This window comes from uncultured Tenacibaculum sp., from assembly GCF_947498805.1.
Lineage (GTDB): Bacteria > Bacteroidota > Bacteroidia > Flavobacteriales > Flavobacteriaceae > Polaribacter.
In genome coordinates, this window is sequence record NZ_CANMLT010000001.1 from 489,332 (window position 1) to 515,816 (window position 26,485).

Below are 26,485 nucleotides of genomic sequence, written 5' to 3' on the forward strand. Positions count from 1 at the left end.
CTTCAAATAGAAAACAAGATGAAAAGAATAGTTTTATTAATGGTAGCTGTATCAGCTTTAGTTTTTACTTCATGTAATGATAATGATGGGGATGTTTCACAACCTGTACAAGCAGTAACGATAACTAATTTTCACGCTCCTCAAAATGCTGATTATACAGTAAATCCTCCGGTAATTTCAGGAGACTTTGTAAAATTTAGTTTTAAAGAAGGAAAGAAAGTAACTGGAGACAATTGGGATATTGCTTTTAGAGGAACTAGAATTTTAGTAAACGGAGGAAGTGTAATTGGTTTAACTGATGAGCCTGCAAGAACTGGAAAAGCCTCTTTAGCTTTAGTAAGTAGTGCTTTTGCTGATGTGAAAACTGCTCCAACAGACACTGAATTTAAACAAGATGCATCAAAAACCTATGCGTTACCTCATGGTACTGGAAATGGATGGTATACTTATGCAGGTGGTGTAATTACTAGAATTGCTGGAAAGGTTATAGTTGTAAAGACAGTTGATGGTAACTATGCAAAAATGAGTATTAAGAGTTACTATAAAGATGAAGATTCAACAAATAATGCCAATGCAAGATATTATACATTCGACTACGTTTATAATCCAAACGTAGGCGACAAGAGTTTTCAATAGAATATATTGAATTTTGTTAGTTTTTGTTACATTTGAGAATCGTCGAAGCAGTAATGTTTTGGCGATTCTTTTTTATAAAAAAACACGAATCTAAAAAATATAGATTCGTGTATAGTTTTACTCAGAAGTAAGTTTTATTTTGTGTAATCTACAGCAATATCAATGTTTATTTTTACTGTTATTCCTCCTTGAGAAATGTTTTGCTCAATACTTTTTCTTAATTTTAAAGAGTTTGAATTAAGCTCAGTGATTTTAAAATCAGCATTTCCAATATTTACAAAACTACTAATTTGATTAGGTAAGTTACCACCTACTAATTCACCATTTGCAAGGTTTAAAACATTTCCATTCAGTTCCCAGTTAGCAACACTAGTTATATCTCCAATTTTATGGATGTCAGTTGTTGTATCGCCATCAGAAGTTGTAGTAAGTTTAATGTCATATGAACCTTCTGCATTAGCTTTATTAGGGTTTTCGGTAAAAGTTGTAGTAGCGTTTATATTTATTCCTTCACCAGCAAAAGTTGTATTTGGAATAGCTGCTGGTCCTCCAGAAATTTCGAATTTTCCGTTATAGGTATAGTTTGTTAAGTTCCATTTACCAAGAAGATCCTTTGTATCGTAGCTTACATTTCCTTCAGATTCAGAACAACTTACCAAAGTCATAATAGAAAATAATAATACCAATCCTCTTAACATAGTTTTTTTCATAATGTGTAATTTAAAATTTTGAAATATTTATTGTCGAAAGAGCATGACAATTGTTTTATCAATAGACAATCTAAAGAAGGTTTATCATAGCAGCTTTCTTTGAACACAAATATATTGTGTTTTTATCAAAAGTTAAATTAAAAAGTTTTCTTTTCTTAGATTAGTTTTTCTGCTAAATAAATTGCAGTATAAGACTCTTTATTTTTAGCTAACTCTTCTGGAGTACCTGTAAAAATTAAATTACCTCCATTTTTTCCACCTTCTGTGCCCAAATCAATAATATAATCAGCACATTTTATAAGCTCAATATTGTGTTCGATTACAATAATAGAATGTCCTTTTTCTATTAAGGCATTAAAAGAAGCTAGTAACTTTTTAATATCATGAAAATGTAACCCTGTTGTAGGTTCGTCAAAAATAAATAGGGCTTTATCTTTTGTATTTCCTTTAATTAAGAAAGAAGCAAGTTTAATACGTTGTGCTTCACCTCCAGATAGGGTAGAAGATGACTGTCCTAATTGTACATATCCTAAACCAACATCTTGTAAAGGTTTTAGTTTTGAAGCTACTTTTTTCTGGTCGTGTTTCATAAAGAAATCAACCGCATCATCAATTGTTAGATTAAGAATATCATCAATGTTCTTACCTTCAAAATTAACTTCTAAAACTTCTTTTTTAAATCGTTTACCATTACAGGTTTCACATTTTAAGTGAACATCTGCCATGAATTGCATTTCAATGGTAACTTCTCCTTCTCCTTTACAAACTTCACAACGACCTCCTTCTACATTAAAAGAGAAGTGCTTTGGTTGGTAGTTTCTTATTTTAGATAGTTTTTGACTGGATAATAACTTTCGAATATCATCATAGGCTTTGATATACGTAACAGGGTTCGAACGAGAAGAACGTCCTATAGGGTTTTGATCGATGAACTCAACATGTTTTAAGGTTTCAAAACTACCTTTTACATCAGTATGCTGCCCTATTTTATTTCCATATCCTATCAATTGTTTTTGCATGGCAGGATAAAGAATTTTTTTTACCAACGTACTCTTACCACTTCCGGATACTCCGGTAATAACAGTTAAATTATTTAAAGGAAAAGATACATCTATGTTTTTTAGATTGTTTTCTCTTGCACCGACAATATCAATGGTGTTTTTAGAATCTCTTCGCTGGTTTGGAACTTCAATTTTTAAGTCTTCAGATAAATACTTTGCTGTAAGTGTATCTGACTTCATAATGTCTTTAAAAGTACCCTCAGCAACAACATTTCCTCCGTAAGTACCTGCTTCTGGACCAATATCAATAATATAGTCAGCCTCTTTCATGATATCTTCATCATGCTCAACAACAATTACAGTATTCCCTAAGTCACGAAGATTTTTTAAGACATTAATTAAACGTTCTGTGTCTTTTGGATGTAACCCAATACTAGGTTCATCTAAAATATACATAGATCCAACTAATGAGCTTCCTAAAGAAGTAGCTAAGTTAATACGCTGACTTTCTCCTCCTGAGAGTGTATTAGAGGTTCTATTTAATGTTAAATAACTTAATCCCACATCTTGCAAAAATTGTAGTCGGTTATTAATCTCAGTTAACAAACGTTTTCCAATTTTTTCTTCATACTTATTCAATTGAATTCCCTTAAAGAAATCAGCTAATTCGTCTAAAGGCATCGTAACCAAATCAGAAATTACTTTACCATATACCTGAACGTAATCTGCTTCTTTACGGAGACGTTTTCCGTTACAATCGGTACATTTAGTTTTTCCTCTGTAACGAGAAAGCATTACTCTGTTTTGAATTTTATAGCTTTTTTCTTCTAGTTTTTTAAATAAGTGATTAATTCCTTTAAACTTTTTAGTTCCATTCCAAATCAGTTCTTGTTGTTCTTTGGTTAATTCAAACCAAGGTTTGTGAATTGAAATACCAAACTCTTCGGCATTTAGAATTAAGTCGTTTTTATATTTTTTATAGGAATCTGTTTTAAAAGGAAAAATAGCATTTTCATAAATGGATAACCCTGTATTTGGAATTACCAGGTCTTCATCAATTCCAATAACACTTCCGTATCCTTCACAAGTAGGACATGCGCCATATGGATTGTTAAAGCTGAATAAATGCGTATTAGGTTCTAAAAAAGTAATTCCGTCTAATTCAAATTTATTGCTGAATTCAGTGGTGGAATTATCTGTTAAGTTTTCAACGAAACAAATACCTTTTCCTTCAAAAAAAGCAGTTTGAACAGCATCTCCCAATCGATTGTAAAAGTCCTCTTCATCTTTAACTACAATTCTATCGACAACTAACAAAAGCTCATTTCCTTTGAAATCTGTCATTGGAAATTCATCAATTCTATAAACAGTATCGTTGTATTTTAAACGAGCATATCCTTGCTGAGTAAGTACTTGAAGAACTGTTTTAATATCTCTGTTTTCGTTTATAGCAATTGGCGCTAACAATAACAGTTTTGTACGCTCTTCAAATGTTTTTACATGATTAATTACATCAGTAACCGTATGCTTTTTAACCTCTTTTCCTGAAATAGGAGAGAAGGTTTTACCAATTCTAGCATAGAGTAATTTAATGTAGTCGTAAATTTCCGTTGAGGTACCTACAGTAGATCTTGGGTTGGTAGAGTTTACTTTTTGCTCAATAGCAATCGCAGGAGCAATCCCTTTGATATAGTCGACTTTAGGCTTGTGTAATTTTCCTAAAAACTGACGAGCATATGAAGATAAACTCTCTACATATCTGCGTTGCCCTTCGGCATATAAGGTATCAAACGCTAATGAAGATTTTCCAGATCCAGAAAGCCCAGTGATAACTACCAATTTGTTTCTTGGTATTACAACATCAATATCTTTTAAATTATGGAGTTTAGCTCCTTTTATAATGATGTTTTCTTTAGGATTTACAGTGGAAATATCTCTCTTCATTTTACTTAAAAATAAGCGGTAAAAATACAATTTTCTATGTTAGAAATAAAATAAGAAGAAGCTCATTTTTAAATAGAAAAAGAGCCCTTTTTTAAGAGCTCTTATCCTTTAGTTTTTTTATGATTTGAACATATAAAAACTAAACGAGTACAGCTTTTGATACAAATGGATCATCCGCTTTTTCAAAGTTTTTATTTTGCAAACCAGTTAGTTCATGGTTTATAAATACATCGTCTATTTCTGAAACCACAATTAGCCTAGAAACATTTGAAGGAAACAAATCAATTTGTTTTAAATCAACTTCTATACTACTCATTGTTCTAGCGTTTGTGAAGTAATACGTAAGTTCATTATGGCTTGAAATAGATGTCCATAAAGTTTGTGCTATGTTTGGATAGTTATCTAATGTTGATTTAAAATTTACTGGGACAGATGCATTCATAACCACCGATTGTGATTGTGTTAATGAGTCTGCTGTGCTTGTAGCTTTATATAAATGATTTAAATAATAAGAAGCTCTAGCAAATCTATCTGACGGGAAAGGACCTCCTGGTAAAGTGTTACTTGGGAAGTTATTTTCATTATTCCATTGCCATCTCCAGAATTGATTTAATTCAATTTGTTTGGCATAAGATGGCTCGTTGGTCATAACTCTGAAATTCTCATTATCGTAAATGATAAACTCTCCGTTGTGGACTTCGATAATAGCTGATTTTCCTTGTATATCAGACACAGATAAATGTAATGAAGCTTCTTTTGTAGAACCAGGAACGATACCTCCAATTAATTGGATTTGTGTAGGAGCGTCTTTACTGAAAGCCTCTTTTACTTCTTGCACAGAACAGCAAGTGTCTAATACAAATTGTACCCATCTTAAAACATCTAGATTTTTACAAGAACTTCCATCTGCTCTATGATAGGTAGCATTGCTGTCATATAAAAGGTTGGCAACCAGTCCTTCAGAATTTATTCCATCAGATGCACCAAATGGAGCTTCTGTACCTACCATAGTAACAATACTGTTATATATTGGAGTCCAAGTTAAAGAACGTTCATTTTCTGGTGTTGTTCCTGATTTTATGATATCCTCATTAGGATCTACTTTAAATGCAAAAATGGTTGTCGGCATTTGGGTAGCCCAATCCATATTTCTAGCTGTAGTTAAATATCTTTTATTGTAATTGTTGAATACTCTAGTACACATAGTTTTAAGGTTTTTTAATTGTTAGTATTTGCTAATGCTGGATTAGCTTTATTAGAGACCGTTTCAGGAGTTTCTTCTACAACTGTAAAAGGTTTTCCGTCAAAAAGATTCGCATAAAGAGCTGTTGACTCTGAATCTTCACTGCTAGATAAAACTTTTCCCGTTTCTCTACTAGCTAACACCATTCTTAAGGTACCATCTTTTAATGTCCATGTACAAATAGTAGATGCACTTAAAGATATATATGGTTTATCCACTTGTACTCTTGAGGTAGTTGCTCTTACATCCATATAGCTATTTTTTGTATTGGCAACTTTGTAATAAAAGGTATCAGATGATTTTTTATAGTTTTCTAGTTCAAAAACTACGGCTTCTTCTTTTGAACCATTACTACAGAAGATGTCTTTTTTTAATTTAACATATCCAAAGTCTTTCCCGTCTTGCTCTAATTTTAATATTACTCTTTTGTTCATTTTAATATAAGTTTAGGGTTAGTTTCCTACTCGTATGGCTTTTCGGGTTCCGCCTCGTTTTTATAGTAGTTTCTGATCTCTACGATTTTTTAATAGGATAATTGAGATAGCGCTATGATTGTTTCCTGATGTGAAGTTACTTTTAAGCTTACTAGGTATTGAGTTGAATGTTGTGAATGAGTAATTATATGTTGTGAAATAGATTTATGTTAAACTTTTTAGTAAAAAAAACAGCCCTTAAAACAAAATGTATAAAGAGCTGATAGTTTATAAATGATAAAAAATAGATTTACTTTTTATGATCAATTTTTAAAGAATATCCATCTTTTGTATTTTTCTCAACAGATATATCTACTTCGGGACTATTGGTAAATATAAAAATGTTAGGAAGATCTTTATTCATTGAATGGTTAGTTTCAATTGTTTTAATATCTGGTTTCATGATAAATTATTTTTTTATTATTTATTAGTAAATTAAGTACTAAACTTTCCTTATTTATCTAAGTTTATTTAGCGGGGTAATTGATTAATAGGTAAACTTTAGCATCTCCATGTTTACTTTCAAGTTCGGCCTTAACTTCAAAATTGGTTGTATTCTCTACTAGTTTATAAGAATTAGAAGAAGAAAAAGGACAAGATATAGCAATGGTAATAAATCCACCAGATGACATAGCAATTGTTTGTTCAACATGTGATCCAGTTGCAGTACCTGATGTACCTTTTGTCTCAACAATTAGTTCTCTATTTGAATTTGGAGTTACATTGTTTGGACCAGAAACAATATGAGATTGTACTTCTGTTGGTTGAGAGCTAATTCCTGAATCGGTTGTTAAGTTTGTAGCGTATAAAAAGCATTTACGTTTTCCTGACATAATTTAAAATTTAAATGGTTAGTTTCCTACTCATATGGCTTTTCAGATTCCGCCTCGTTTTTTATTGTAGTTTCTGAACTCTACGTTTGGTTAATTGGAAAACTGAGATAGCGCTATAGTCGTTTTCTGATATGAAATTACTTTCAAATCAGTTACATGCTGAGATAGATGTTACGAATCGGAGATTTTGTGTTGTGAAAACCGTTTTTTACGTTTTTAAAAACGACCAGTAGAAATAGGGTGTAGTAAAGATGAATAAAAAGTACCTAAAAAAAATCCCCTTCGAGAGAAGGGGGGTTTTATTTATATAATTGTTTTTCTAGTTCTAAAATGATTAAAAGGATCATTAGAGTACTTTTCTTTAACCCTAATAAGTTCCTCATAATTTTGAGCAAAATAGGTTTTTGTAGGAATGGAACTGTCTTTGAAACTTATAAAAGCGCCGGAAGTGTTAGGGATATCAAAATCTCTACAAACTTCAATCCAATCTAAGGCTCTATTGGTATAATCATATAACGTATTGTCTTGAAAATTCTTTATTTTTTCTTCGATATACTTTTTCATTTCAGGATTCATGTTAGCGTCTAAAGCTTCCCACCAACATTGATATTGAATAGTATATTGCTTATCGTTATAGGGAAAAGCACTATCAGTTTCAGGATTGTTTTTATAAAAGTAACCTGTAATAGCTCCTAGCGTAATATAGGAAGTGATGGTGTTTTTTCTATTATGTTCGTTTAATAAAGGAGAGCATAAACTTTCAATTAATTTTTGATGTCCTTTTTCTCCTAAGCCTACTTTATCAACTAATCTTGAAGTTATTTTATGCGGAGCAGGAAGATCTAAATCTGGTTGTAAAGGAGTACCGGTTAATAAATAATTATCTAACAAAGAAGCTCTAATTTCATTGAAAGATTCTCTATCCCAAGAACTCATTAAGTTTTCTCCATAATTGCTTTTGTGTTTAAAGTCCGCTCCCGTTGCTGGTTCAATACAAAGCATTTCTTCTGTAACGGTAAGTATTCCTTTAAAGTTTTCGTTAACAAATGCTATCAAACTTTCTTTATTACCTTCCCAATAACCATTAAATTGACAATTGAGATTGATGGTTTTGTAAGGAACTGGAGTATTCTGGTTCCAAGATCTTGCGCTCATTTTTAGATTGGTTCCAATAAGTTGAGGAGAATTGTTAGGTTGAATAAGCTCTTCCCACTTTTCTAGTACATCTAGAGCAGGAACGTCTCCTACAATTTCATCTGGATTAGTATTACTGTATGGATTCCAAACAATATTAAAACGATGTAGTATGTTTGGCAATTCAAAGGTTGCAATTTGAAATTCAGTTACAATACCATAACTCATTCCACCACCACCTCTAAGAGCCCAAAGTAAATCATGTATTCCCGAGCTTTGAGAAATCAAACGTATTACTTCACCCTTTTTGTTTAATTCATATACTTTATGAATGGAACCTTCTTGTTCTATTTTTTGAATGGTACCATCTCCTAGAATAATAGTAGCACCGACTAATCTTTCACAACACATACCATATTTTCGGGTCCAAGGCCCCCAGCCACCACCCATGGTGAATCCAGCAATACCAACAGTGGCACAAGTTCCGTGAGGTATCATTACATCTTTATCGGCTAATTGAGATGTTAAATCTTTAAAGCGAATACCAGGTTGTATATGGGCAATCGTATCTATTACTTCAACCTTGTTCATTTTCGAAACATCGATCAATACAACATTAGTTCCGGTACATTCACCTTCATGATCATGCCCTCCAGCTCTTACGCGAAAAGGGAGCTTATTGTTTTTAGCAGCATTAAAAGTATCATACACATCGGATAAGCTCGTGCAGTATACAATCACAAAAGGATTAAACTGTAAGCGTCTGTTAAAAATTCGACTGTTTTGGTAATGTTGATACACATTATCTAAACTTCCCCAGTTGGTGGAAATTTGATTTTTAGAGATAGAGGAGTTATCGAGCTCTTTTAAAAAATTGTCGATATTGTTTTTAAGTAATTTGTCGATGTTGTCTTGAATAGTCGGGGTTTCCATGAGTAAATAGTTTTAAGTTTATAGGTTAAAAATATAGACTAGTTAAGCTTGGCTTAAAAAGTATGCTCTAAGCGATTAATTTTTGAATATGTAAAGGGATAAAAACAGTATAAGAGAGAATTGTCTATTTAAAAAGAGGCTTTGGAAAAATCTTTTGATAGAATTTATCTTATTCATAATTATCGTTATTTCTGATGTGAAGTTACTTTTAGCCCAGTTACATTTTTTGTTAGATGTAGTAAAACAGAGATTTTGTGTAGTGAAAAAGGAATTGTACTACTTAAAACGAGATGTTAAAGTGGTTTAAGGTTTATTTTAAAATAGAAAACCCTTTAATAATATCTTTATATCTATCACTAAAAGAAATATGATGATCATTTTTGAGCAGTAAGGTCCCTTTAGATAGTGTTATTTCTTCAATAGTATGAACGTTTACAATGTATCTTCTATGAATTTGTTGAAATAATTGTGCGTCCAAGTATTCATTAATTTTACTCAATGATATTTGTATAACAAATTTTTCTTGAGTAGTAATAATATTACAATATCTGTTCTCTACCTCAATATAGATAATGTCTTGTAGTTTTACTTTTTTTAAGACACTCTTTTTCTTAATAAATAAATACTCGTTTGCTATAACGGTATCTTCGTCTTTGCTAGCAAAAACATTGGATTGATTGTAAAATTTTTCAATAGCCATTTCTATTGCATACAATAGTTCTAACTCATTAAAAGGCTTTAATAAAAAACGAAAAGGATTGGTAAGTTTAGCGCGTTCAAAGATCTGTCTATCTTTTGAAGAGGTTAGGAAAAGGAATGGCTTAATGGCATTTGGAACGGTGGATATTGTTTCTGCAAAAGCAATTCCGTCAGGGTTTTCTCCTAGAAAAATATCTATGATGACTAAATCAACATTGAATTGATAGTATTTTGTTAGCGCGTCTTTATAGTCTTTAGCAATACCAACAACGGAATAGTTGTTTTTTTCTAAAGTTTCAGAAATATCATATGCCAATTCTAAATTGTCTTCAATAATAAGGATGTTTAGCTTTTCCATTATTTACGTTATGATTTAGGGAATCCTATGATGATTTTAGTACCAACAGTAATCTCACTTTTAATATTAAAAGAAGCATTGTTTTTGGCAATAAGTGTTTTACACAATTGTATACCCAAACCAGTTCCTATTTCTTGTTGGTGCTTCTTTTTATTGAGTAATGGACTTTCTTTAAGTAACTGTTCAATGGTGTTTTCATCCATACCAAGACCATTATCCTCTATGACTAAATAAATAGTATTCTCTTTTTCGAATGATTTACAAGATATAGTGCCATTCTGTTCTGTAAACTTAATGGCATTGTCCAATAAGTTTCTTATGATTATTTTTAAAGAATCAATATCAGCCATAATAAAACTGGGATGTTGAACTTCATTAGAAAAAGTAATATTCTTGTTTTCAAACAAAGGAAGGTAGTTGAACTCTATTTGTTGAATGATATTATGAAGCTCAACCGATTCAATATGAAAATAAATTTGATTTGTTTGCAATGTAGCCCAGTTCAATAGGTTTTCTAATAAATTATAAGTTGCACTTGCGGTTGAAGCATTCTTGTTGGCTATACTACTTAAGGTTTCATAATCCTTACTCTCAATGTTTTTAATGAGTTTTGTATTGCTTTTTTGCATCAAGTTAACAGAAGACCTTAGGTCATGACTCACTATAGAAAATAGCTTGTCTTTTGTTTTGTTTAGAAGGTCAAGTTCTTCTTTTTGTGAATGTATAGTTTTAAGGTTTTTACTTTTTTGAACATAAAAGACGGTACCTGATATCAAAAGAAGTGTTAGTAAAAAAGAGGATATGATTAAGTTATTTCTTTGACTAGATTTTAATTTATTTTCTGTTTTTAAGAGTTTTATTTGCTTTTCTTTTTCGTTTATGGCGAGTTTTTTTTCAAATTGGGCAACGTTCCATATTTTTTGTTGATTGTTAAGAGAGTCTTTCCATTTTTCATATTCCTTTCTGTATACCAATGATTTCGTTAGGTCTTTTCTATTTTCTTCAACCACAGCCATATTTAAGGAAGCTTTTCTCTTGATATTAAAATCTGTAGTTTTTCTAGATAGAAGATAGGCTTTTTCAAAGTACGGAATGGCAATATCATCTTTATATTGCTCGTAATATACATTGGCAATATCCATATAAGAACCAATTAATCTCAGCGTGTCTTTGTTTTTTTCTTGTATTTGAGCCGCTTGTATTAAATATTCAGAGGCTTTGTTATACTTTGAAAGATGAAAGTAAGCAATACCTAGATCATGAATTACCGAACTTTTGTTATAGTTACTAATGGAGGTAATGGAATTATTAAATCTATCAAAGTAGGAAATGGCTTTTTGGTATTCTCGTCGTTCTAAAGAAATACCCCCTAAATTCCGTAAAACTTTATAATAAAAAATAAAGGAGGTACTTATATTTTCATATTCTCGAATCGTTTCACCATATAATTTTTTCTTCATAAAACTATACCCTCTCATATAGTGAGTGTAATTAGCAATATTCTCATTTGGTTTTGCTAAAAGTGCTTTGGAAGTATACACCAGTGTAGAGTCCCATTCGTTTTTTAGGAAAAAATGGAATGATTTTACAAAGTTGATTTCTTTTTGTTCAATCGATTCAATCTTCTTTTTAAAGTAAGAAAATCTATTGTCTTTCTCATTTTGAGAAAAAGATTGAGAGCACAAGAAGAACAACGTTATACATATAAACGTTTGAATATGTTTCATTTAAAAGAGTTGAGAAATTAATCAGTCGTTTGAACTGTTGTTTCTGTGCCTCTTGATGTTTTGGGATCAATATCCCAAATAAATGTCTGAACAATTTCGATATCACTTAAAGAAATATGTTCAGGAAAATCTTTTGTACTGTTTGTAGTGAACTCTGCAGTATATGACTTATAGTGAAAGCCGCTAGAATGATCACTTAAAGTAACTGCCTGTTTTTCATCTTTACAAGACAGAAAGAACTGTAATTTGTAATTTCCAAAATTACTGATAGAAAACAATTGCCTAACTGTTACAGAGGTTAGATCTTCTTTCGAGTTGACAAAAAATAATACCTTAACAGTGATTGCTGATTTAGATTTGTTAAAGAAAGCTTCAACTAATGTGGGGAGTGGTTGGTTAAACCTGTTTTCAAATTGAATATGTCCTGATTCAATTATTTCAGATTCAGATTTTTTAAGGGTTGCAATTTTTTTTCCAGGAGGAAAAATGATTAATTCAGGTGAATTTACACTAGTATTCATAATTTCGGGGGTTAATAAGTTAAGTAGTAAATATAAAAAAGATTAGGTGTTTTTTTTATGTAAAAATGAAAGAACTTTTATAAAAAATAATTTAATCTATTGTTTATAAGGAATATACAATACTTAATTTTTTTAGAAAATTTTAGAAGAATATTTGTATTTGTATACAAAAAACTTCATATTTGTAACTAGTTATTAATCAATACTAAAGCTTATAGAATACAATTACTATTTAAAATAATTTCCCCTTAACCCCGCAAAAACCTAGTGTTTTTGTATAAATAGTAATGTATTATGGCACAGAAAGATTTTGTAAGTGATAGCGCTTTAGTAAAAGATTATATTAACGGAAGAGAAATTGCTATAGAAATTTTAATCAAACGTCATCAAAATAGGCTATATAGTTTTATATATAGTAAAATCCAAGACAGAGATACTACTGAGGATATTTTTCAAGACACTTTTATAAAAGTTATTAGAACTCTTAAAAGAGGAAACTACAATGAAGAAGGTAAATTTTTACCTTGGGTAATGCGTATTTCGCATAATTTAATCATTGATTATTTTAGAAAGAACAATAGAATGCCAACCTTTAATAATACAGATGAATTTGATATTTTTTCTGTGTTAAGTGATGGTAGTTTGAATGCTGAAAGTAAGATTATTAAAGAACAAATCTTACAAGATGTTAAGGAGCTCATAGAAGAGTTGCCTGAAGAGCAAAAGGAAGTATTAGTTATGCGTATGTATAATGATATGAGTTTTAATGAAATATCAGAAAATACAGGAGTGAGTATAAATACTGCTTTGGGTAGAATGCGTTATGCTTTAATCAATTTACGTAAGATTGTTGAGAAAAATAAAATAATTTTAGTCAACTAAACAATATTTATGTAAAGTTGGCGTTAAATACTTGAAAATAAGGGAAAAATAATTTATATGATGCAACTTTACTCAGAGAAGTCATCTGATTTTCAGATGCAACCAAGAAAAGAAACAATTCAATTTTTGATTAATTATTCAAAAACACTAAAAGTAGTTAAAACCAGATCAAACTATCTCATTGAATTGAATTTGAATTAAGAGTGGAAAAAGCTTTAACCGTTGGTTAAGGCTTTTTTTATTTCTTAGATTTAAGATAATCCTCAATAACTGTTTTCCTACCTATAGTTGAGGTAATAATATCATTCTCTAGCTTCCAACCTCTTGCAGGAGAGTATTCTCTTCCGTAATAAATAATTTGTAAATGAAGTTTGTTCCAAAGTTTTTTAGGAAATAAACGCTTTGCATCTTTTTCTGTTTGAACGACGTTTTTTCCATTGGTCAAATTCCATCGATACATAAGTCGGTGAATATGTGTATCTACAGGAAAGGCAGGTATATTAAATGCTTGTGCCATTACAACACTAGCGGTTTTATGACCTACAGCAGGAAGTTCCTCTAAAGCTTCCATGTCTGCTGGAACTTTACCATCATGTTTTTCAATCAAAATTTCTGATAAACCATAAATTCCTTTAGATTTCATAGGAGATAAGCCAACAGGTTTTATGATTTCTCTTATTTCGTCTACCGATAACTTAACCATATCATAAGGGTTATCAGCTTTTTCAAATAGTAATGGAGTAATTGTGTTTACACGAGCATCTGTACTTTGTGCAGACATTAATACAGCTATTAATAATGTATAAGGATCTGTATGGTCTAATGGAATTGGAGTTTCAGGGTATAGGTTTTCTAGAGTATCTATTACAAATTGAACTTTGTCGGCTTTGGTCATTTTCAGTATCTTTATCTCAACAAAAATACAAATTATGACAACATTAAAAATAGGAGATACTGCACCTAATTTTGAAGCAAAAGATGAAAAGGGGGCAGTTAGAAAACTATCTGATTATAAAGGGAAAAAGCTAGTGTTATTTTTCTATCCAAAAGCAAGTACTCCAGGGTGTACGGCAGAGGCATGTAACTTAAGAGATAACTATGAATCATTCTTGGCGCAAGGGTACGAAATTTTAGGAGTAAGTGCAGATTCAGCAAAGCGTCAGCAAAACTGGATTAACAAGCACGAATTACCATTTCCTTTATTAGCAGATGAAGAAAAAGAAGTGATTAATGCATTTGGCGTTTGGGGGCCTAAGAAATTTATGGGAAGAGAATATGATGGAATTCATCGTACTACTTTTGTAATTGATGAAAATGGAGTAATCGAAGATGTAATTGCCAAAGTAAAAACAAAAGAGCACACCGCTCAGATATTAAAATAAAAAAAACGAGCTTAATGCTCGTTTTTTTTATGCTGCTTTGTCAACTTTCTTTTGTTGTTCTCGTAATTCTTTTTGCAATTGCCTACTCGTTTTAGAACTTCCGTCGTGACTCCAACCTGGAGGCATAAATACATACTTTAATCGTATTCCTAAAGGTAGATCCTTTTTGTTGTGAAAAAAGTCTTTAAATATATCTTTCCATTCGTGAAAAATGATATTGATAGGGCCCTTATCTTCTAAGGACTTGGTTAAACCAAATTTTAACTTTTCATAATCTTCTTCATCTTCCTCTGCTTGAAACGTACCAAACATTCTATCCCATATAATTAAAAACATTCCCATGTTTTTATCTAAGTATTTAATATTAGAAGCGTGGTGTACACGGTGATGTGAAGGAGTTACAAAAATATATTCCCAAATGTTTAATAAGACACCTATAAAGTCTTTACGTTTATTCTTTTTAATGAAATTGGTATGACATAAAGTACCATAGTTTTGATTCATTGCATAAGCAAACATTATATGTAAAGGGGCAATTCCTATAAGAATTAAAGGAATTAAAAACATAAAACGGTAAAAGGGTTGTAAGACAGGTGAACGGAATCCTGTAGAGATGTTATAATACTCTGAATTGTGATGTGTTACATGGACAGCCCAGAAAAAACGCGAATGATGATCTACATAATGGTGGATATAATAAAGAAAATCTTGACCAACAAAAGCTATTATCCAATATAAAACTCCTGTATTTTCCCAGTTAATGAAGCGATAATCATAAAAGAAGTCCATTACAATAAATGAAATACCATACATTAAAGCATCTAAAAGAACATTTGTAAGGGCAAAATATACATTGGTAGAAACATCTTTAAACTCGTAGTTTTTAGCTTTTCTTTTATAACTAAAATACATCTCAACAGCAATGGCAAGTGCACAAACAGGTACAAACCATCGGTAAGCGTTTTCATGAGTGAAAATTTCCATAGATAACTATTTATGGGTGCAAAGATAGGAGATAATTAAAATCTATGAATGACTAATTATAATTTTAACCTTTCAAGAATCCAATCTTTAAAACTGTAAAAGTTTTGAGGAGCAACTCCATGTCCAACAGGGTATTCAGAATACTGACTTTTTAAGTTATATGAATCGAGTATTAAGGGAGCTTTTCTTGCCCAATCAACTGGTAATACTTGATCTACTGTCCCGTGCGAAATATAATAATCTGTTGTAATTTCAGAAGAAACATTTTCCGGGAGCAATTCTTCAATAATATACCCACTAAGTGCAACAACATGCTGTACTTTGTTTGGGTGTTGTAAACTAGTTGCATAACTTAAGATGGCTCCTTGGCTAAACCCTAGTAAAAATGTCTTTTCTGGATTAGTATTGTATTTTTCTTTTATGTCATCTATAAATGAAGCAATACTATCAATTGATTCTTGAGCTTGTTTTAAATCTGAAAATTTACCATTTACAGCATCAAAATTAATAGCATACCAAGCATAGCTACCAAACCCCATACTGTGTGGAGCTTGTGCACTAATAATTAATAGTTCATCAGGTAGTTCTTCTGCAAAAGAAAATAAATCACGTTCGTTACTACCGTAACCATGCAATAATATTAATAAAGGCGGGTTTTCACTCGCTATTTTAGGTTCTCTAATTAAATAATGTAAACTCATGAATTATATTGATTTAAACCAATCTTGAAAATATTCACCAACAAAAGGCAAGGGCTTTTCTTCTTCTTTTGAAGCATATAGAATTCCAATTACTAATAGAACTATTCCTATTGTTGTAATGATACTTCTAATGTCAAAAAATAGAATGTGAATTCTTGGAACATAGCTATTAAGAATTAATAGTAAATGTACACCAAGAGCTTGACGAATATGAAATTTAGAAAAATAGTTCTGTTTATCTCTGTTTAAAAAAAAGGCAATTAACCAACCAATAACGGTAATATAGCTAACTATTGCTAATGTTTTACCACCTTGAGCAGATAGATTTTTCATTTAAGCTAAAATTATTTGGTTATTGTTAATGCTACCATATACTTTTCCTTTTAATTGTTTTCCAAAGAAAATACTGTTTTTAGAAGTAGATAAAACATTTGCTTCTTCGAACGTATAATCTCCATTAGGAGTGAAAAGTGATAACTCAGCTTTTTGATCTTCTTGTATTGAATTATACTCCAATCCGAATCTATTTTTCGGGTTTTCACTTAAACATTTGACTATTGTTTCTGTATCTAAGATGGTGTTTAAAGCAGTAAATGCAGTTTCTAAACCAATAGTTCCGTTTTTAGCAATGGCAAATTCTACTTTTTTATATTCTACATCAATAGGGTTGTGATCAGAGGTAATTATATCTATTGTACCATCTTTAATTCCAGCCAAAAGAGCATCGGTGTCTTCTTTAGTTCTTAAAGGAGGTGTAACTTTTGTGTTTGCATCAAATCCAAACAACTCCTCATCATTTAATACTACGTTATGAACAGCAACACTACAAGAAACATCCAAACCTTTGGCTTTAGCTTGTCGAATTAATTCTACTGATTTCTTAGTTGAAATGGTTGGAATATGCAATTTTCCTCCGGTGTACTCTAGTAAAAATAAATCACGAGACAATTGAATTTCTTCAGCAAGTGCAGGAATTCCTTTTAAACCTAAACGAGTAGCGTTCACGCCTTCATTGGCAATACCTTCTCCTGCAATAGACTTATTTTTAGGAAAACTCATTACTAATCCTTCAAAGTTTTGTGCATATAACAAAGCCACTTTCAAAAGGTTATCATTACTTATGGGCTTGTTATAGTCTCCAAAGGCAATTGCTCCAGACTGTTGCATATCATAAAGTTCCGCCATTTCAATACCTTCACTTTTTTGCGTTAAAGCACCAATAGGGTATATATTAGTTACTGCATTGTGTGCTTTGTTAATGATAAACTCAACAGCAGATTTATTATCTACAATAGGGTATGTGTTCGGGTTTATGGCTACTGCAGTAAAACCACTCTTACCGGCTACATTTAGTCCATTGATTATGGTTTCTCTTTCTTCATATCCTGGTTCACCAAAAGAAACACTGGTGTCAAACCACCCAGTAGAAACATGTAAATTATCTAATTCGATAATTGTAGTATTTTCTTCTGGAGAAATGATATTGTCAATTTTCTTAATAATACCATTTTCAATTAAAATGTCTTTTTGTTGTTTGTGATACGGACTTGAAGCGTCTATAATTGTTGCCGATTTTAGCAGCGTTGTCATGATTTGAAGAATTTTAAAATCAAAATTTCTAAAAGCAAAGATACAATGGCTAAAGCTAAAAACCATTTCCAAAGCCAATGAACTTTACTTTTATTGTTAATTTTTTTCAAGGTATCCGATAATGACGTTGAAACCTTAATCTGATTATTAGTTTCTGATAATTGATTAATATTAAAAAAAGACAAATTACTTTCTTCTTTTACATAATTAAAAGCAGTGTTTTTAATACTAATGTCATTATGGTTTATCGTGTAGAAATCTGCTACTAAAGGCTGTTCTTTAGTAATGATTTTTACTTTATTTTGAAAAGCTTGTTGCAATGGAATAAACGAAGTTTGTCCATTGTTAATAGATAAAATTTCGTCTTTTCCTATTTGTTTCGATACTTCAATACTATTTTCTTTCCCGATTCTATAGAATAGTTTAGGGTGTTGTAAACTTAACAATCCAATATTATAAAAAGTAGGAACTATTAAGGGAGAATTGGTAAAGTTGGTAACTTCTGAATTTAAAGGAGATGCTACCCAAAATATTTTTGAATTCGGTAAACTAACCTGCTGTATAAACCCTTTATTGTTTTCAAAGGTTATTAAATTAGAAGCATTTGAAAGTGTTGTTTCGAAGTAGCTTGTAGTATTTGGATATTGAAAATTACGAACTCTTTTTTCAAAAACACCTTTAAATATTGGGTGTTCATAATTAATCGTAGTGATTTTTAAAGTATCTTTTTTCTGCTGTGTAATGCTTCCTAATTGAGTACTTTTTAGCAATTGGTTATAAGAACTTAAATCAATTTCTGAATTTGGTATGATAACAATATTTCCTCCGTTATTAGAAAATTTGACAAGAGTATTTAACAATCCATTGGGTATTGTTTTTAGCTCATTAAGTATAATTAACTGTTGTTTGTCAATTGTATTATAATTTACAGAATTTAAAGATGAACTCTCAAAGTTGAACTCTGAAGAAGTGTATATTCTCTTTAAAAAATCGGTATTCGTTCCAATGGCAAGAACATTTGTTTTATTGGAAGAATCGATTACAAATCGAAATGTATTGTCAAATGAATAGGTGTCGTTTGCATTCAAAGTAACTTGACCTAAGAATTTTTCAGTTTTTTGAACTTGAAAAGATACTTTTTTAGTGACATTTTCATCAATAGCAAAAGTCTGTTTGTTGATCAAGGTATTGTTGCCTGAAATACTTATCGGAATATTCTCTTTAGAATTTCCTTCATTGTGAACAAAAACATCAATTTTAAAAGCCGAAGAATTTTCTGTATTTACAACTACACTATCAATTCTAAGATTAGTTCTTAATTCAGGAGTTAATTGTGTAAGAGAAGTAGTTGTAGTGATATTGTCAAAGTCTGATAAGTTGGCATTTTGAAAATCTGATATGATAATGTTTTGACTGCCACTGTTTCTACTATAATCATTAACTTTTAATAACGTATTTTTTAAACTAGAAACACTTCCTGTTGCTTTGGTGGTTAACAATAATTCTCGTAGCCTTGATGCCGAAATGTTCTTATAAAAATTATCATTTGTTAGTAATGAATAACTTGCTTCTTTATCTAGGTTTTCAATAATATCTTGGCTAGCAATTGGTAATAAATCACCTTTAGACCCTTTGGCTGTTAGGCTTAATGAATTGTCAAGATAAATCAAAAACTCTTTCTTTTTTTGAATACTATGATTGCTAAAATAAGGCTGCGCAAAAGCAACAATCAATCCAGTTAATAATAGCAATCGACTTGCCAAGATGAGCCATTTTTTTAATTGAGAGCTTTTACGTGTTTGTAATACTAATTTTTGAAGAAAAGCCACATTCGTAAAAGGAACCTTTACAAAGCGTTGCAATTGAAATAAATGAACTAATATAGGTATAATTAAGAGCCCTAAGAAGTATAAAATTTCAGGATGTTTAAATTGCATAGTTATTTTTTAACTAGATGTAAAAATAGATAAAAAGACGATTAAAAAAATGAAACTAGTTAAAAATCTGTTAGAAGATTGTTATAACTACGACAGAGTATCAAATTTTACTATTTTTGAACTATGACTACAAAAGAGAATGATTGTACGATTCCAGAAAGTATTAACTATAAAGATCACTGGAATGCAGCATATACCAAAAACACTACAGAAAAGTTAGGATGGTATGAAGAGAGTTCAAAAGAAACCATTGAATTAATAAAAGAAACTAAGGTTGAAAAAGACGCAAGAATCTTAAATGTTGGAGCGGGGTCTTCTTTGTTGATTGATGAATTAGTTCAAGAAGGTTATTTACAATTAATAGCCAATGATTTATCTGAGAAAGCACTGAATGATATAAAAGAACGATTAAAGGAAGATGCAAGTAAGGTTGATTTTATTGTAGATGATTTAGTGAATCCAACAGCCTTAAATGACGTAGATAAAGTAGATGTTTGGAATGATAGAGCTGTACTTCATTTCTTTTTAAAGGAAGAGGAGCAACAAGCCTATTTTAATTTATTAAAGAAGCTTGTAAAAGTGGGAGGTTATGTAATTATAGCTGTTTTTGCTACAGATGGAGCTGAAAAGTGCTGTGGATTAAATTTACAGAGATACAATACAGAGATGTTACAAGAAAAATTGGGAGCAAACTTTTCTTTAGAGAAAAGCTTTAATCACACTTTTGTAAACCCTTATGGAGGAGAAAGACCATATGTATATTCATTATTTAAAAGGAGAAAATAGATGGGAGTAAAACAATTACCTTTTAAAGACACAGGATTCTTCTCTAAAACAATGGTTGATTATTTAGAACAGTCACCGAAAATAGCAGCTTTTTACAATGAGTTTCCTTCTATAGAAGGGTTTAAAAAGCAAATAAATGCTAAAGAGAGTTCTTTTAAGAAAAAAACGCGCGAGGCGTTAGTTTCTACTTTAGAAAAACAATATAAAGATGTAAATGCATCTGAATTGACAAGAGAGCATATTCAATTGATAAGAGCCTCAAATACTTTTACAATTACCACGGGTCATCAATTAAATTTATTTACAGGACCTTTATATTTTTTATATAAAATTGTTTCTGTTATTAATCTATGTGAGGAATTAAGAACACAATTTCCAGAAAAGAATTTTGTGCCAATTTATTGGATGGCAACAGAAGATCATGACTTTGACGAGATTAATTATTTTAATTTCAAAGGAAAAAAAGTACAATGGAATTCTGAGCAAACAGGAGGTGTAGGACGATTTTCTACGGAAGGTTTAAAAGAAGTTTTAGAAGTGTTTGCTGAGCATCTTGGAACTTCGAAAAATGCAACCTATTTAAAAGAGTTATTCTCAAAAGCATATGTAGATCACACAAATTTAGCAGATGCTACACGTTTTATTGCTAATGAGTTATTTGGAACTTACGGATTAGTTGTGGTCGAGGCGGATGATAGAACCTTAAAGAATCAATTTATTCCGTATGTAAAAAGAGAATTAGAAGAACAAATTTCTTTTAAAAAGGTATCTAAAACAATTGAAGAGTTTGGTAAGGAGTATAAAGTTCAAGTAAATCCAAGAGAAATAAACTTATTTTATTTAACAGATACTTTAAGAGAGCGCATTGTTTTTGAAAATGGAGTATATAAAGTAAATAATACGGATATACAATGGACTCAAGAAGCGTTGTTTGAAGAAGTAGAAAGTGCTTCAGAACGCTTTTCACCCAATGTAATAATGCGTCCGTTATATCAAGAAGTTATTTTGCCAAACCTTTGTTATATCGGAGGAGGAGGTGAAATGGCATACTGGTTAGAACTACAAGATTATTTTAATACAGTTGAAATACCATTTCCAATACTATTATTAAGAAACTCGGTACAAGTAGTTTCAGAAAAACAGGCTAAAAAACTAGAGAAGTTAAATGTATCTACTCAAGAACTGTTCTTAAAGCAGAATGATTTGTTAGCTAAAAAAGTACTGGAGAATGCTGAGGTTACGGTTGATTTTACAAATCAAAAGAAGTTTTTACAAGATCAGTTTGATAACCTACGTAAAGTTGCTGCGCAAACAGATGTTTCCTTTGTGGGAGCTGTAAATGCTCAAGAAAAAAAGCAATTAAAGGGATTAGATAATTTAGAAAAACGTTTGTTAAGAGCAGAAAAACGTAAGCAGCAAGATTTGGTTACTAGAATTACGGAATTGCAAAATGAGTTGTTACCGAATCAAAGCTTAGAAGAACGTCAGCGAAACTTTTCTGAATATTATTTAGAGTACGGAGCTAATTTTATATCGGTATTAAAAGATAATTTACAACCTTTGCAGTTAGAATTTACAATACTAACACTTTAATGAGCAAGCAAAAGAGTTTACATTCTCAAAACATACATAACAAGGGATATGATTTTGATGTATTAATAAGTAAATACCCAAAGCTAGAAAGATATGTTGTTGAGAAATATGGAAAAGCTACTATTGATTTTTCAAATCCAGTTGCGGTAAAGGAGTTTAATAGAGCTTTACTATTTGCTTACTACGGAATTGAATATTGGCAATTTTCTGATGAGAACTTATGTCCGCCTATACCAGGAAGAGTAGATTATATTCATCATATAGCTGATTTAGTTAAAGGAGAACAACAGGTAAAAGTACTAGATGTTGGTACTGGAGCAACCTGTATTTACCCGTTGTTGGGGAATGCGGTATATCAATGGGCTTTTGTTGCTTCTGATATAGATTCGAAATCTCTTGCAAATGCTCAAAAGATAATTGACAAGAATGATTTATCTAAGAAGATAGAGCTGAGATATCAAAAGGATGAAAATCATATTCTAAAAGGAATTGTACGCGAAGAAGATTCGTTTGCAGTTACCATGTGTAATCCACCATTTTATAAATCAGCTGAAGAGGCGAGGGGAGCGAATAGAAGAAAATCTCGAAATTTAGGAAATAACGCAGTACGTAATTTTGCAGGAAATTCGAATGAATTGTGGTATGTAGGAGGAGAAAAAGCCTTTTTACATACCTATTTATACGAAAGTTCACTGTTGCCTAAAGCAAGTACTTGGTTTACGAGCTTGGTTTCTAAAAAGGAAAATGTAGAAAGTTTACAAAGCTCTGGTAAAAAGTTAGGAGTAAAAGAATTTAAGGTAATTCCTATGAGTCAAGGAAATAAAGTTACTCGTATTGTTTGTTGGAGGTTTTAAGAGATTTTTTGTTTTTAAAACTCACTTTTCACTGTAAATTCAATTTGTTGTTTTGTTTTTGGATGTATAAAAGCAATATACTCGGCATGTAAATGAAGTCTATTAGTCTTTTTTCCATATAAATCATCACCCACAATAGGAGTGTTTAATCCTAAATGATGGGCAGCATGCATTCGTAATTGATGAGTTCTACCAGTAATTGGATAAAAATGGACTTTGGTTTTACCATTAATAACGTCTATAGTTTCCCATTTAGTCAATGCCTTTTTTCCTTTATCAAAGCATACCATTTGTTTGGGTCTATGATGAAAATCTACTTTTAAAGGGAGAGAAATTTCTCCAGTTTTTTCAGGTAGAAGTCCGTCTAATAAAGCTACATAGCGTTTTTGAATGGTTTTATCTTTAAACTGATCTTGTAAGAAATGATGTGCTTCTTTTGTCTTGACAATTACTAGAACTCCAGAAGTAGACATATCCAAACGATGTACAATAAGTGGTCCAGTGGCATTTGGAAATCTTTTTCTCATACGAGTGTATACAGAATCTTCAATCTCCGTCCCTGAGACTGAAAGTAAATCAGCAGGTTTATTAATGACAGCTAAAGTATCATCTTCATATATAACTTCAATCTCTTTTGCCGCTTTTAACTCATCATAAATAGGGTTTTCTTCAATATCCAATCCTTCGAGCATATGACTTAGGATAGGTTTGCATTTTCCTACACATGCGGGGTAAAAATAACCATGTTTTCTTATAGAGGTAACTAAGGGCTTTCCCCACCAAAACTCAGCCATACAAATGGGAGTGAGTTTGTTTAGAAAAGCATATTGTAACAACTTAGGAGCGCAACAATCACCTGCGCCAGCTGGGATGTTTTGTTTGGTGTTAGAAAAAATATCAAGAAGGTTTTTTTCTCCAAGTGATGTATTTAAAAAAGAATAATGTTTAAAGATTTCTTGTTGTACCCAAGCTGATTTTTGCGCACGTTCTTTTTTAAGAAATTCCAGTCGAGATTTAAAAGAATCCAATTCAGTTTTTAAGGTAGACAATTTATCGTTCAAATAAACTTCATACTCTCTTAAATAAAAATTTTCATTAATTTTAAGCTGATTGAGCTTGTTCTGATAATTTATTACTTCACTCTTTGATAAGTTTTCTTGCAATGTTTTATAAGCTTGTTTTCTGGCTTTCTGTCTAGCTTTTATGTGTTGTTTTTCAGTAGTTAAAAGTTGAGTGTGTTTTTGGTATTGTTGCTCGAAATGCTTTTGAATAGTGAGGAATTTATTATTATTTTCAATGCTTTCTATCTCTTTATTGATATTATTTAGTTCATTTTCCGTAGTACGGTAAAAGCCATCTTTTACAAGTATGTCATAAATAGGAGGTACAAAAAATGAATGCTGCGTGCTTTCTGCCAATTTTCCTGAGAAAGCAGCTATATACCCTAATTTACCATTAGGATCTTTAACAACTAAAACTCCAAACATTTTACCTAAGGCATTCTGAGAATCTGGATCGTCAATTCCAAAATCATGATTGAAGTCCTTTTGGGTTTTTAAATAACACTGTAGCTTCTCACTGGCAATTATAGCCAAGGGATGAGGTGTATAATTAAAAGGAAAAGTAAACTGCTTTGGTAGTTCACGGTTTGAAATATCAGAAGAGAAATAGTGTAATTTAGACATGTCTAGAGAAAGAAAAAGTGTTGCCTAAGCAACACTTTTTATATATTAACAATTATAAATTTTATCGTATAAATCTTTATAAATATCTTTTATAATTTTACGTTTCATTTTCATGGTTGGTGTTAAATGGCCACCATCAATTGACCATTCGTCTGGAGTAAGTTCAAAACGCTTGATTTGCTCCCATTTACCAAACTTTTTATTACAAGCATCTACTTCTTCTTGAATACGCTCAATTACTTTTGCATTGGCTACTATAGAAGCATTATCTCCTAATTCAAGTTGATGTCTTTCCGCCCATTCTCTAACAAATTCGAAGTTAGGTTGAATTAATGCAGCTGGCATTTTTTCTCCTTCACCTACTACCATAATTTGCTCGATAAAGCGAGATTGTTTTAATTCTCCTTCTAATAATGGAGGTACTACATATTTACCACCTGAGGTTTTAAACATTTCTTTAGTACGTCCGGTAATTTTTAAGAAACCATCTTCGCTAATTTCTCCTTTATCACCCGTATGGAAATATCCATCTTTTAGAACTTCTGCTGTTTTTTCAGGGTCTTTATAATACCCTTGCATTATATTAGGCCCTTTTACTAGGATTTCTCCTGTCTCTGCAAGTTTTATTTCTACGCCATCTATAATTCTTCCAACGGTACCCACTCTAAATCCTCCATTTCTTACATCATTTACAGAAATTACCGGAGAAGTTTCTGTTAAACCATATCCTTCCATAACAGGCATTCCGGCTGCGGCAAAAACTCTAGTTAAACGAGATTGTAACGCTGCAGATCCCGAAACCATTAATTTCAATTCACCACCAAGTGCTGCTTGCCACTTAGAAAAGATTAATTTACGAGCTATTCTTAATTTACGCTCATACATCCATCCATTAGCACCATAAGGTTTGTATTGTAAACCTAATTCAATTGCCCAGAAGAATAACTTCTTTTTAATTCCTGTTAATTCAGCTCCCTTTGCATAAATTTTGTCGTAAATCTTTTCATACAATCGAGGAACAGCAGTCATTACGTTTGGCTTAATTTCCTGCGCATTTTCGCTTAATTTTTCAATAGATTCAGCAAAATAAATAGAAACACCACAATATTGATATAGATATAAGATCATACGCTCAAAAATGTGACATACAGGTAAAAAGCTTAACCCTTTTTCGTTACCATAGGTAAGAGGAACTCTTTTTTCACTACTCAACACATTTGCTACAATGTTATTATGAGATAACATAACTCCTTTTGGTCTTCCAGTAGTTCCAGAAGTATATATTAAAGTTGCTAAATCATTTGGTTTTACATTGTTTTTTCTTTCTTCTACTTCAGGCTGATTACTTTCGTCTTTACCTTGCTCTAATAATTCTTTCCAGTTATTCTCGCCATCAATTTCATCAAAGGTATATACAGCTTTAAGTTGTGTTTGATCTTTAATTTGATTTAACTTTTCAAGAATTGTTGTATCCGAAACAAAACAATAAGTAGCTTCAGAATGATTTAAAACATACTGATAGTCTTCTTTTGAAATGGTAGGATAGATAGGAACGTTTTGAGCACCTACTTGTAAGATACCGATATCGCAAACATTCCATTCTGTTCTATTATTCGTTGAAATAACCGCTATTTTATCATTTGCTTGTACTCCTAATCTTATCAAAGCTCTACTTAAAGTATTGGCTTGATCAATGTATTCTTTAGTAGATAAAGAAATCCAATCATTACCATATTTGGTTGATAAAGATTTTTCTAAATTATATTTTTCTAGTTGATAATAAGGAAAGTCAAAAAGACGCGTAATTTCAATCGACATAAATTCAAAATTTTGGGCTCTGCAAAGTATGAAAAATACGTCGATTGTACAAGATTTATCT

Annotated in this window: 24 protein-coding genes; 6 read left to right on the top strand and 18 right to left on the bottom strand. The window is 31.2% G+C overall.

Going from position 1 to position 26,485, the window contains the following annotated elements; genetic code table 11:
- The first annotated feature begins 18 nt into the window (after positions 1-18).
- Positions 19-636, top strand: a complete 618-nt coding sequence (locus Q0873_RS02545; protein WP_299104199.1) for an HmuY family protein — start codon at positions 19-21, stop codon at positions 634-636.
- Positions 637-770: 134 nt separating this feature from the next.
- Here the strand turns inward: Q0873_RS02545 and Q0873_RS02550 are convergent, their stop codons facing one another.
- From Q0873_RS02550 to Q0873_RS02595, 10 genes are all read right to left on the bottom strand, one after another.
- A complete protein-coding gene (locus Q0873_RS02550; protein WP_299104200.1) occupies positions 771-1,346 on the bottom strand; it encodes a lipocalin family protein in 576 nt (191 codons plus the stop codon).
- Between the two features lie 155 nt (positions 1,347-1,501).
- Positions 1,502-4,291 (bottom strand): excinuclease ABC subunit UvrA, encoded by a 2,790-nt coding sequence (uvrA, locus tag Q0873_RS02555; RefSeq protein ID WP_299104202.1) that lies wholly within the window; start codon positions 4,289-4,291, stop codon positions 1,502-1,504.
- Positions 4,292-4,430: 139 nt separating this feature from the next.
- Positions 4,431-5,495 carry a linear amide C-N hydrolase gene (locus Q0873_RS02560; RefSeq protein WP_299104203.1) on the bottom strand — a complete coding sequence of 355 codons (1,065 nt, stop codon included), beginning with the start codon at positions 5,493-5,495 and terminating at the stop codon, positions 4,431-4,433.
- A gap of 14 nt (positions 5,496-5,509) precedes the next feature.
- The gene (locus tag Q0873_RS02565; RefSeq protein ID WP_299104204.1) at positions 5,510-5,968 is read right to left on the bottom strand and encodes a hypothetical protein; all 459 of its coding nucleotides are present in this window, start codon (positions 5,966-5,968) and stop codon (positions 5,510-5,512) included.
- Positions 5,969-6,257: 289 nt separating this feature from the next.
- Positions 6,258-6,410, bottom strand: a complete 153-nt coding sequence (locus Q0873_RS02570; RefSeq protein WP_299104205.1) for a hypothetical protein — start codon at positions 6,408-6,410, stop codon at positions 6,258-6,260.
- Positions 6,411-6,474: 64 nt separating this feature from the next.
- Entirely contained in the window at positions 6,475-6,840 is a 366-nt protein-coding gene (locus Q0873_RS02575; RefSeq protein WP_299104206.1) for a hypothetical protein, read from the bottom strand.
- Positions 6,841-7,143: 303 nt separating this feature from the next.
- The gene (locus Q0873_RS02580) at positions 7,144-8,907 is read right to left on the bottom strand and encodes an FAD-dependent oxidoreductase (protein ID WP_299104207.1); all 1,764 of its coding nucleotides are present in this window, start codon (positions 8,905-8,907) and stop codon (positions 7,144-7,146) included.
- A gap of 310 nt (positions 8,908-9,217) precedes the next feature.
- Positions 9,218-9,964: a response regulator transcription factor gene (locus tag Q0873_RS02585; RefSeq protein ID WP_299104208.1), complete on the bottom strand. Its 747-nt coding sequence runs from the start codon at positions 9,962-9,964 to the stop codon at positions 9,218-9,220.
- Positions 9,965-9,972: 8 nt separating this feature from the next.
- Positions 9,973-11,691: a tetratricopeptide repeat-containing sensor histidine kinase gene (locus tag Q0873_RS02590; protein ID WP_299104209.1), complete on the bottom strand. Its 1,719-nt coding sequence runs from the start codon at positions 11,689-11,691 to the stop codon at positions 9,973-9,975.
- 17 nt (positions 11,692-11,708) lie between these two features.
- Complete coding sequence (locus Q0873_RS02595) at positions 11,709-12,212, bottom strand: hypothetical protein (RefSeq protein WP_299104210.1); 504 nt, start codon at positions 12,210-12,212, stop codon at positions 11,709-11,711.
- Between the two features lie 294 nt (positions 12,213-12,506).
- Here Q0873_RS02595 and Q0873_RS02600 point away from each other — a divergent pair, with 294 nt between their 5' ends.
- The gene (locus tag Q0873_RS02600) at positions 12,507-13,094 is read left to right on the top strand and encodes a sigma-70 family RNA polymerase sigma factor (protein ID WP_299104211.1); all 588 of its coding nucleotides are present in this window, start codon (positions 12,507-12,509) and stop codon (positions 13,092-13,094) included.
- Positions 13,095-13,332: 238 nt separating this feature from the next.
- Here Q0873_RS02600 and nth read toward each other — a convergent pair whose 3' ends face one another.
- Positions 13,333-13,989, bottom strand: a complete 657-nt coding sequence (gene nth / locus Q0873_RS02605) for an endonuclease III (protein WP_299104212.1) — start codon at positions 13,987-13,989, stop codon at positions 13,333-13,335.
- Between the two features lie 34 nt (positions 13,990-14,023).
- Here nth and bcp point away from each other — a divergent pair, with 34 nt between their 5' ends.
- Positions 14,024-14,476 carry a thioredoxin-dependent thiol peroxidase gene (gene bcp, locus Q0873_RS02610; RefSeq protein WP_299104213.1) on the top strand — a complete coding sequence of 151 codons (453 nt, stop codon included), beginning with the start codon at positions 14,024-14,026 and terminating at the stop codon, positions 14,474-14,476.
- Positions 14,477-14,503: 27 nt separating this feature from the next.
- On the opposite strand, the gene Q0873_RS02615 is transcribed toward bcp, so the two are convergent.
- Genes Q0873_RS02615 through Q0873_RS02635 form a run of 5 tightly spaced genes read right to left on the bottom strand, consistent with a single transcriptional unit; the run spans position 14,504 to position 19,688 of the window.
- Positions 14,504-15,460 carry a sterol desaturase family protein gene (locus tag Q0873_RS02615; protein ID WP_299104214.1) on the bottom strand — a complete coding sequence of 319 codons (957 nt, stop codon included), beginning with the start codon at positions 15,458-15,460 and terminating at the stop codon, positions 14,504-14,506.
- A 56-nt stretch (positions 15,461-15,516) separates the two neighbouring features.
- The gene (locus tag Q0873_RS02620) at positions 15,517-16,161 is read right to left on the bottom strand and encodes an alpha/beta fold hydrolase (protein ID WP_299104215.1); all 645 of its coding nucleotides are present in this window, start codon (positions 16,159-16,161) and stop codon (positions 15,517-15,519) included.
- 3 nt (positions 16,162-16,164) lie between these two features.
- Positions 16,165-16,494, bottom strand: coding sequence for a hypothetical protein (locus Q0873_RS02625; RefSeq protein ID WP_299104218.1), 330 nt, complete (start codon positions 16,492-16,494; stop codon positions 16,165-16,167).
- A complete protein-coding gene (locus Q0873_RS02630; RefSeq protein WP_299104219.1) occupies positions 16,495-17,751 on the bottom strand; it encodes a dihydroorotase in 1,257 nt (418 codons plus the stop codon).
- Positions 17,748-19,688: a BatA domain-containing protein gene (locus Q0873_RS02635; protein ID WP_299104220.1), complete on the bottom strand. Its 1,941-nt coding sequence runs from the start codon at positions 19,686-19,688 to the stop codon at positions 17,748-17,750. Before Q0873_RS02635 ends, Q0873_RS02630 begins: the two co-directional genes overlap by 4 nt.
- A 123-nt stretch (positions 19,689-19,811) precedes the next feature.
- Here Q0873_RS02635 and Q0873_RS02640 point away from each other — a divergent pair, with 123 nt between their 5' ends.
- The 3 genes from Q0873_RS02640 to rlmF are packed head-to-tail and all read left to right on the top strand — an operon-like array spanning position 19,812 to position 22,921.
- Positions 19,812-20,474, top strand: coding sequence for a class I SAM-dependent methyltransferase (locus Q0873_RS02640; protein WP_299104221.1), 663 nt, complete (start codon positions 19,812-19,814; stop codon positions 20,472-20,474).
- Positions 20,475-22,067, top strand: a complete 1,593-nt coding sequence (bshC, locus tag Q0873_RS02645) for a bacillithiol biosynthesis cysteine-adding enzyme BshC (protein WP_299104222.1) — start codon at positions 20,475-20,477, stop codon at positions 22,065-22,067.
- Positions 22,067-22,921 carry a 23S rRNA (adenine(1618)-N(6))-methyltransferase RlmF gene (rlmF, locus tag Q0873_RS02650; protein WP_299104223.1) on the top strand — a complete coding sequence of 285 codons (855 nt, stop codon included), beginning with the start codon at positions 22,067-22,069 and terminating at the stop codon, positions 22,919-22,921. The genes bshC and rlmF overlap by 1 nt, the downstream gene beginning before the upstream one ends.
- A gap of 14 nt (positions 22,922-22,935) precedes the next feature.
- Here rlmF and Q0873_RS02655 read toward each other — a convergent pair whose 3' ends face one another.
- Entirely contained in the window at positions 22,936-24,606 is a 1,671-nt protein-coding gene (locus Q0873_RS02655; protein ID WP_299104224.1) for a pseudouridine synthase, read from the bottom strand.
- Positions 24,607-24,651: 45 nt separating this feature from the next.
- Positions 24,652-26,424 carry a long-chain fatty acid--CoA ligase gene (locus Q0873_RS02660; protein ID WP_299104225.1) on the bottom strand — a complete coding sequence of 591 codons (1,773 nt, stop codon included), beginning with the start codon at positions 26,422-26,424 and terminating at the stop codon, positions 24,652-24,654.
- Positions 26,425-26,485 lie beyond the last annotated feature (61 nt).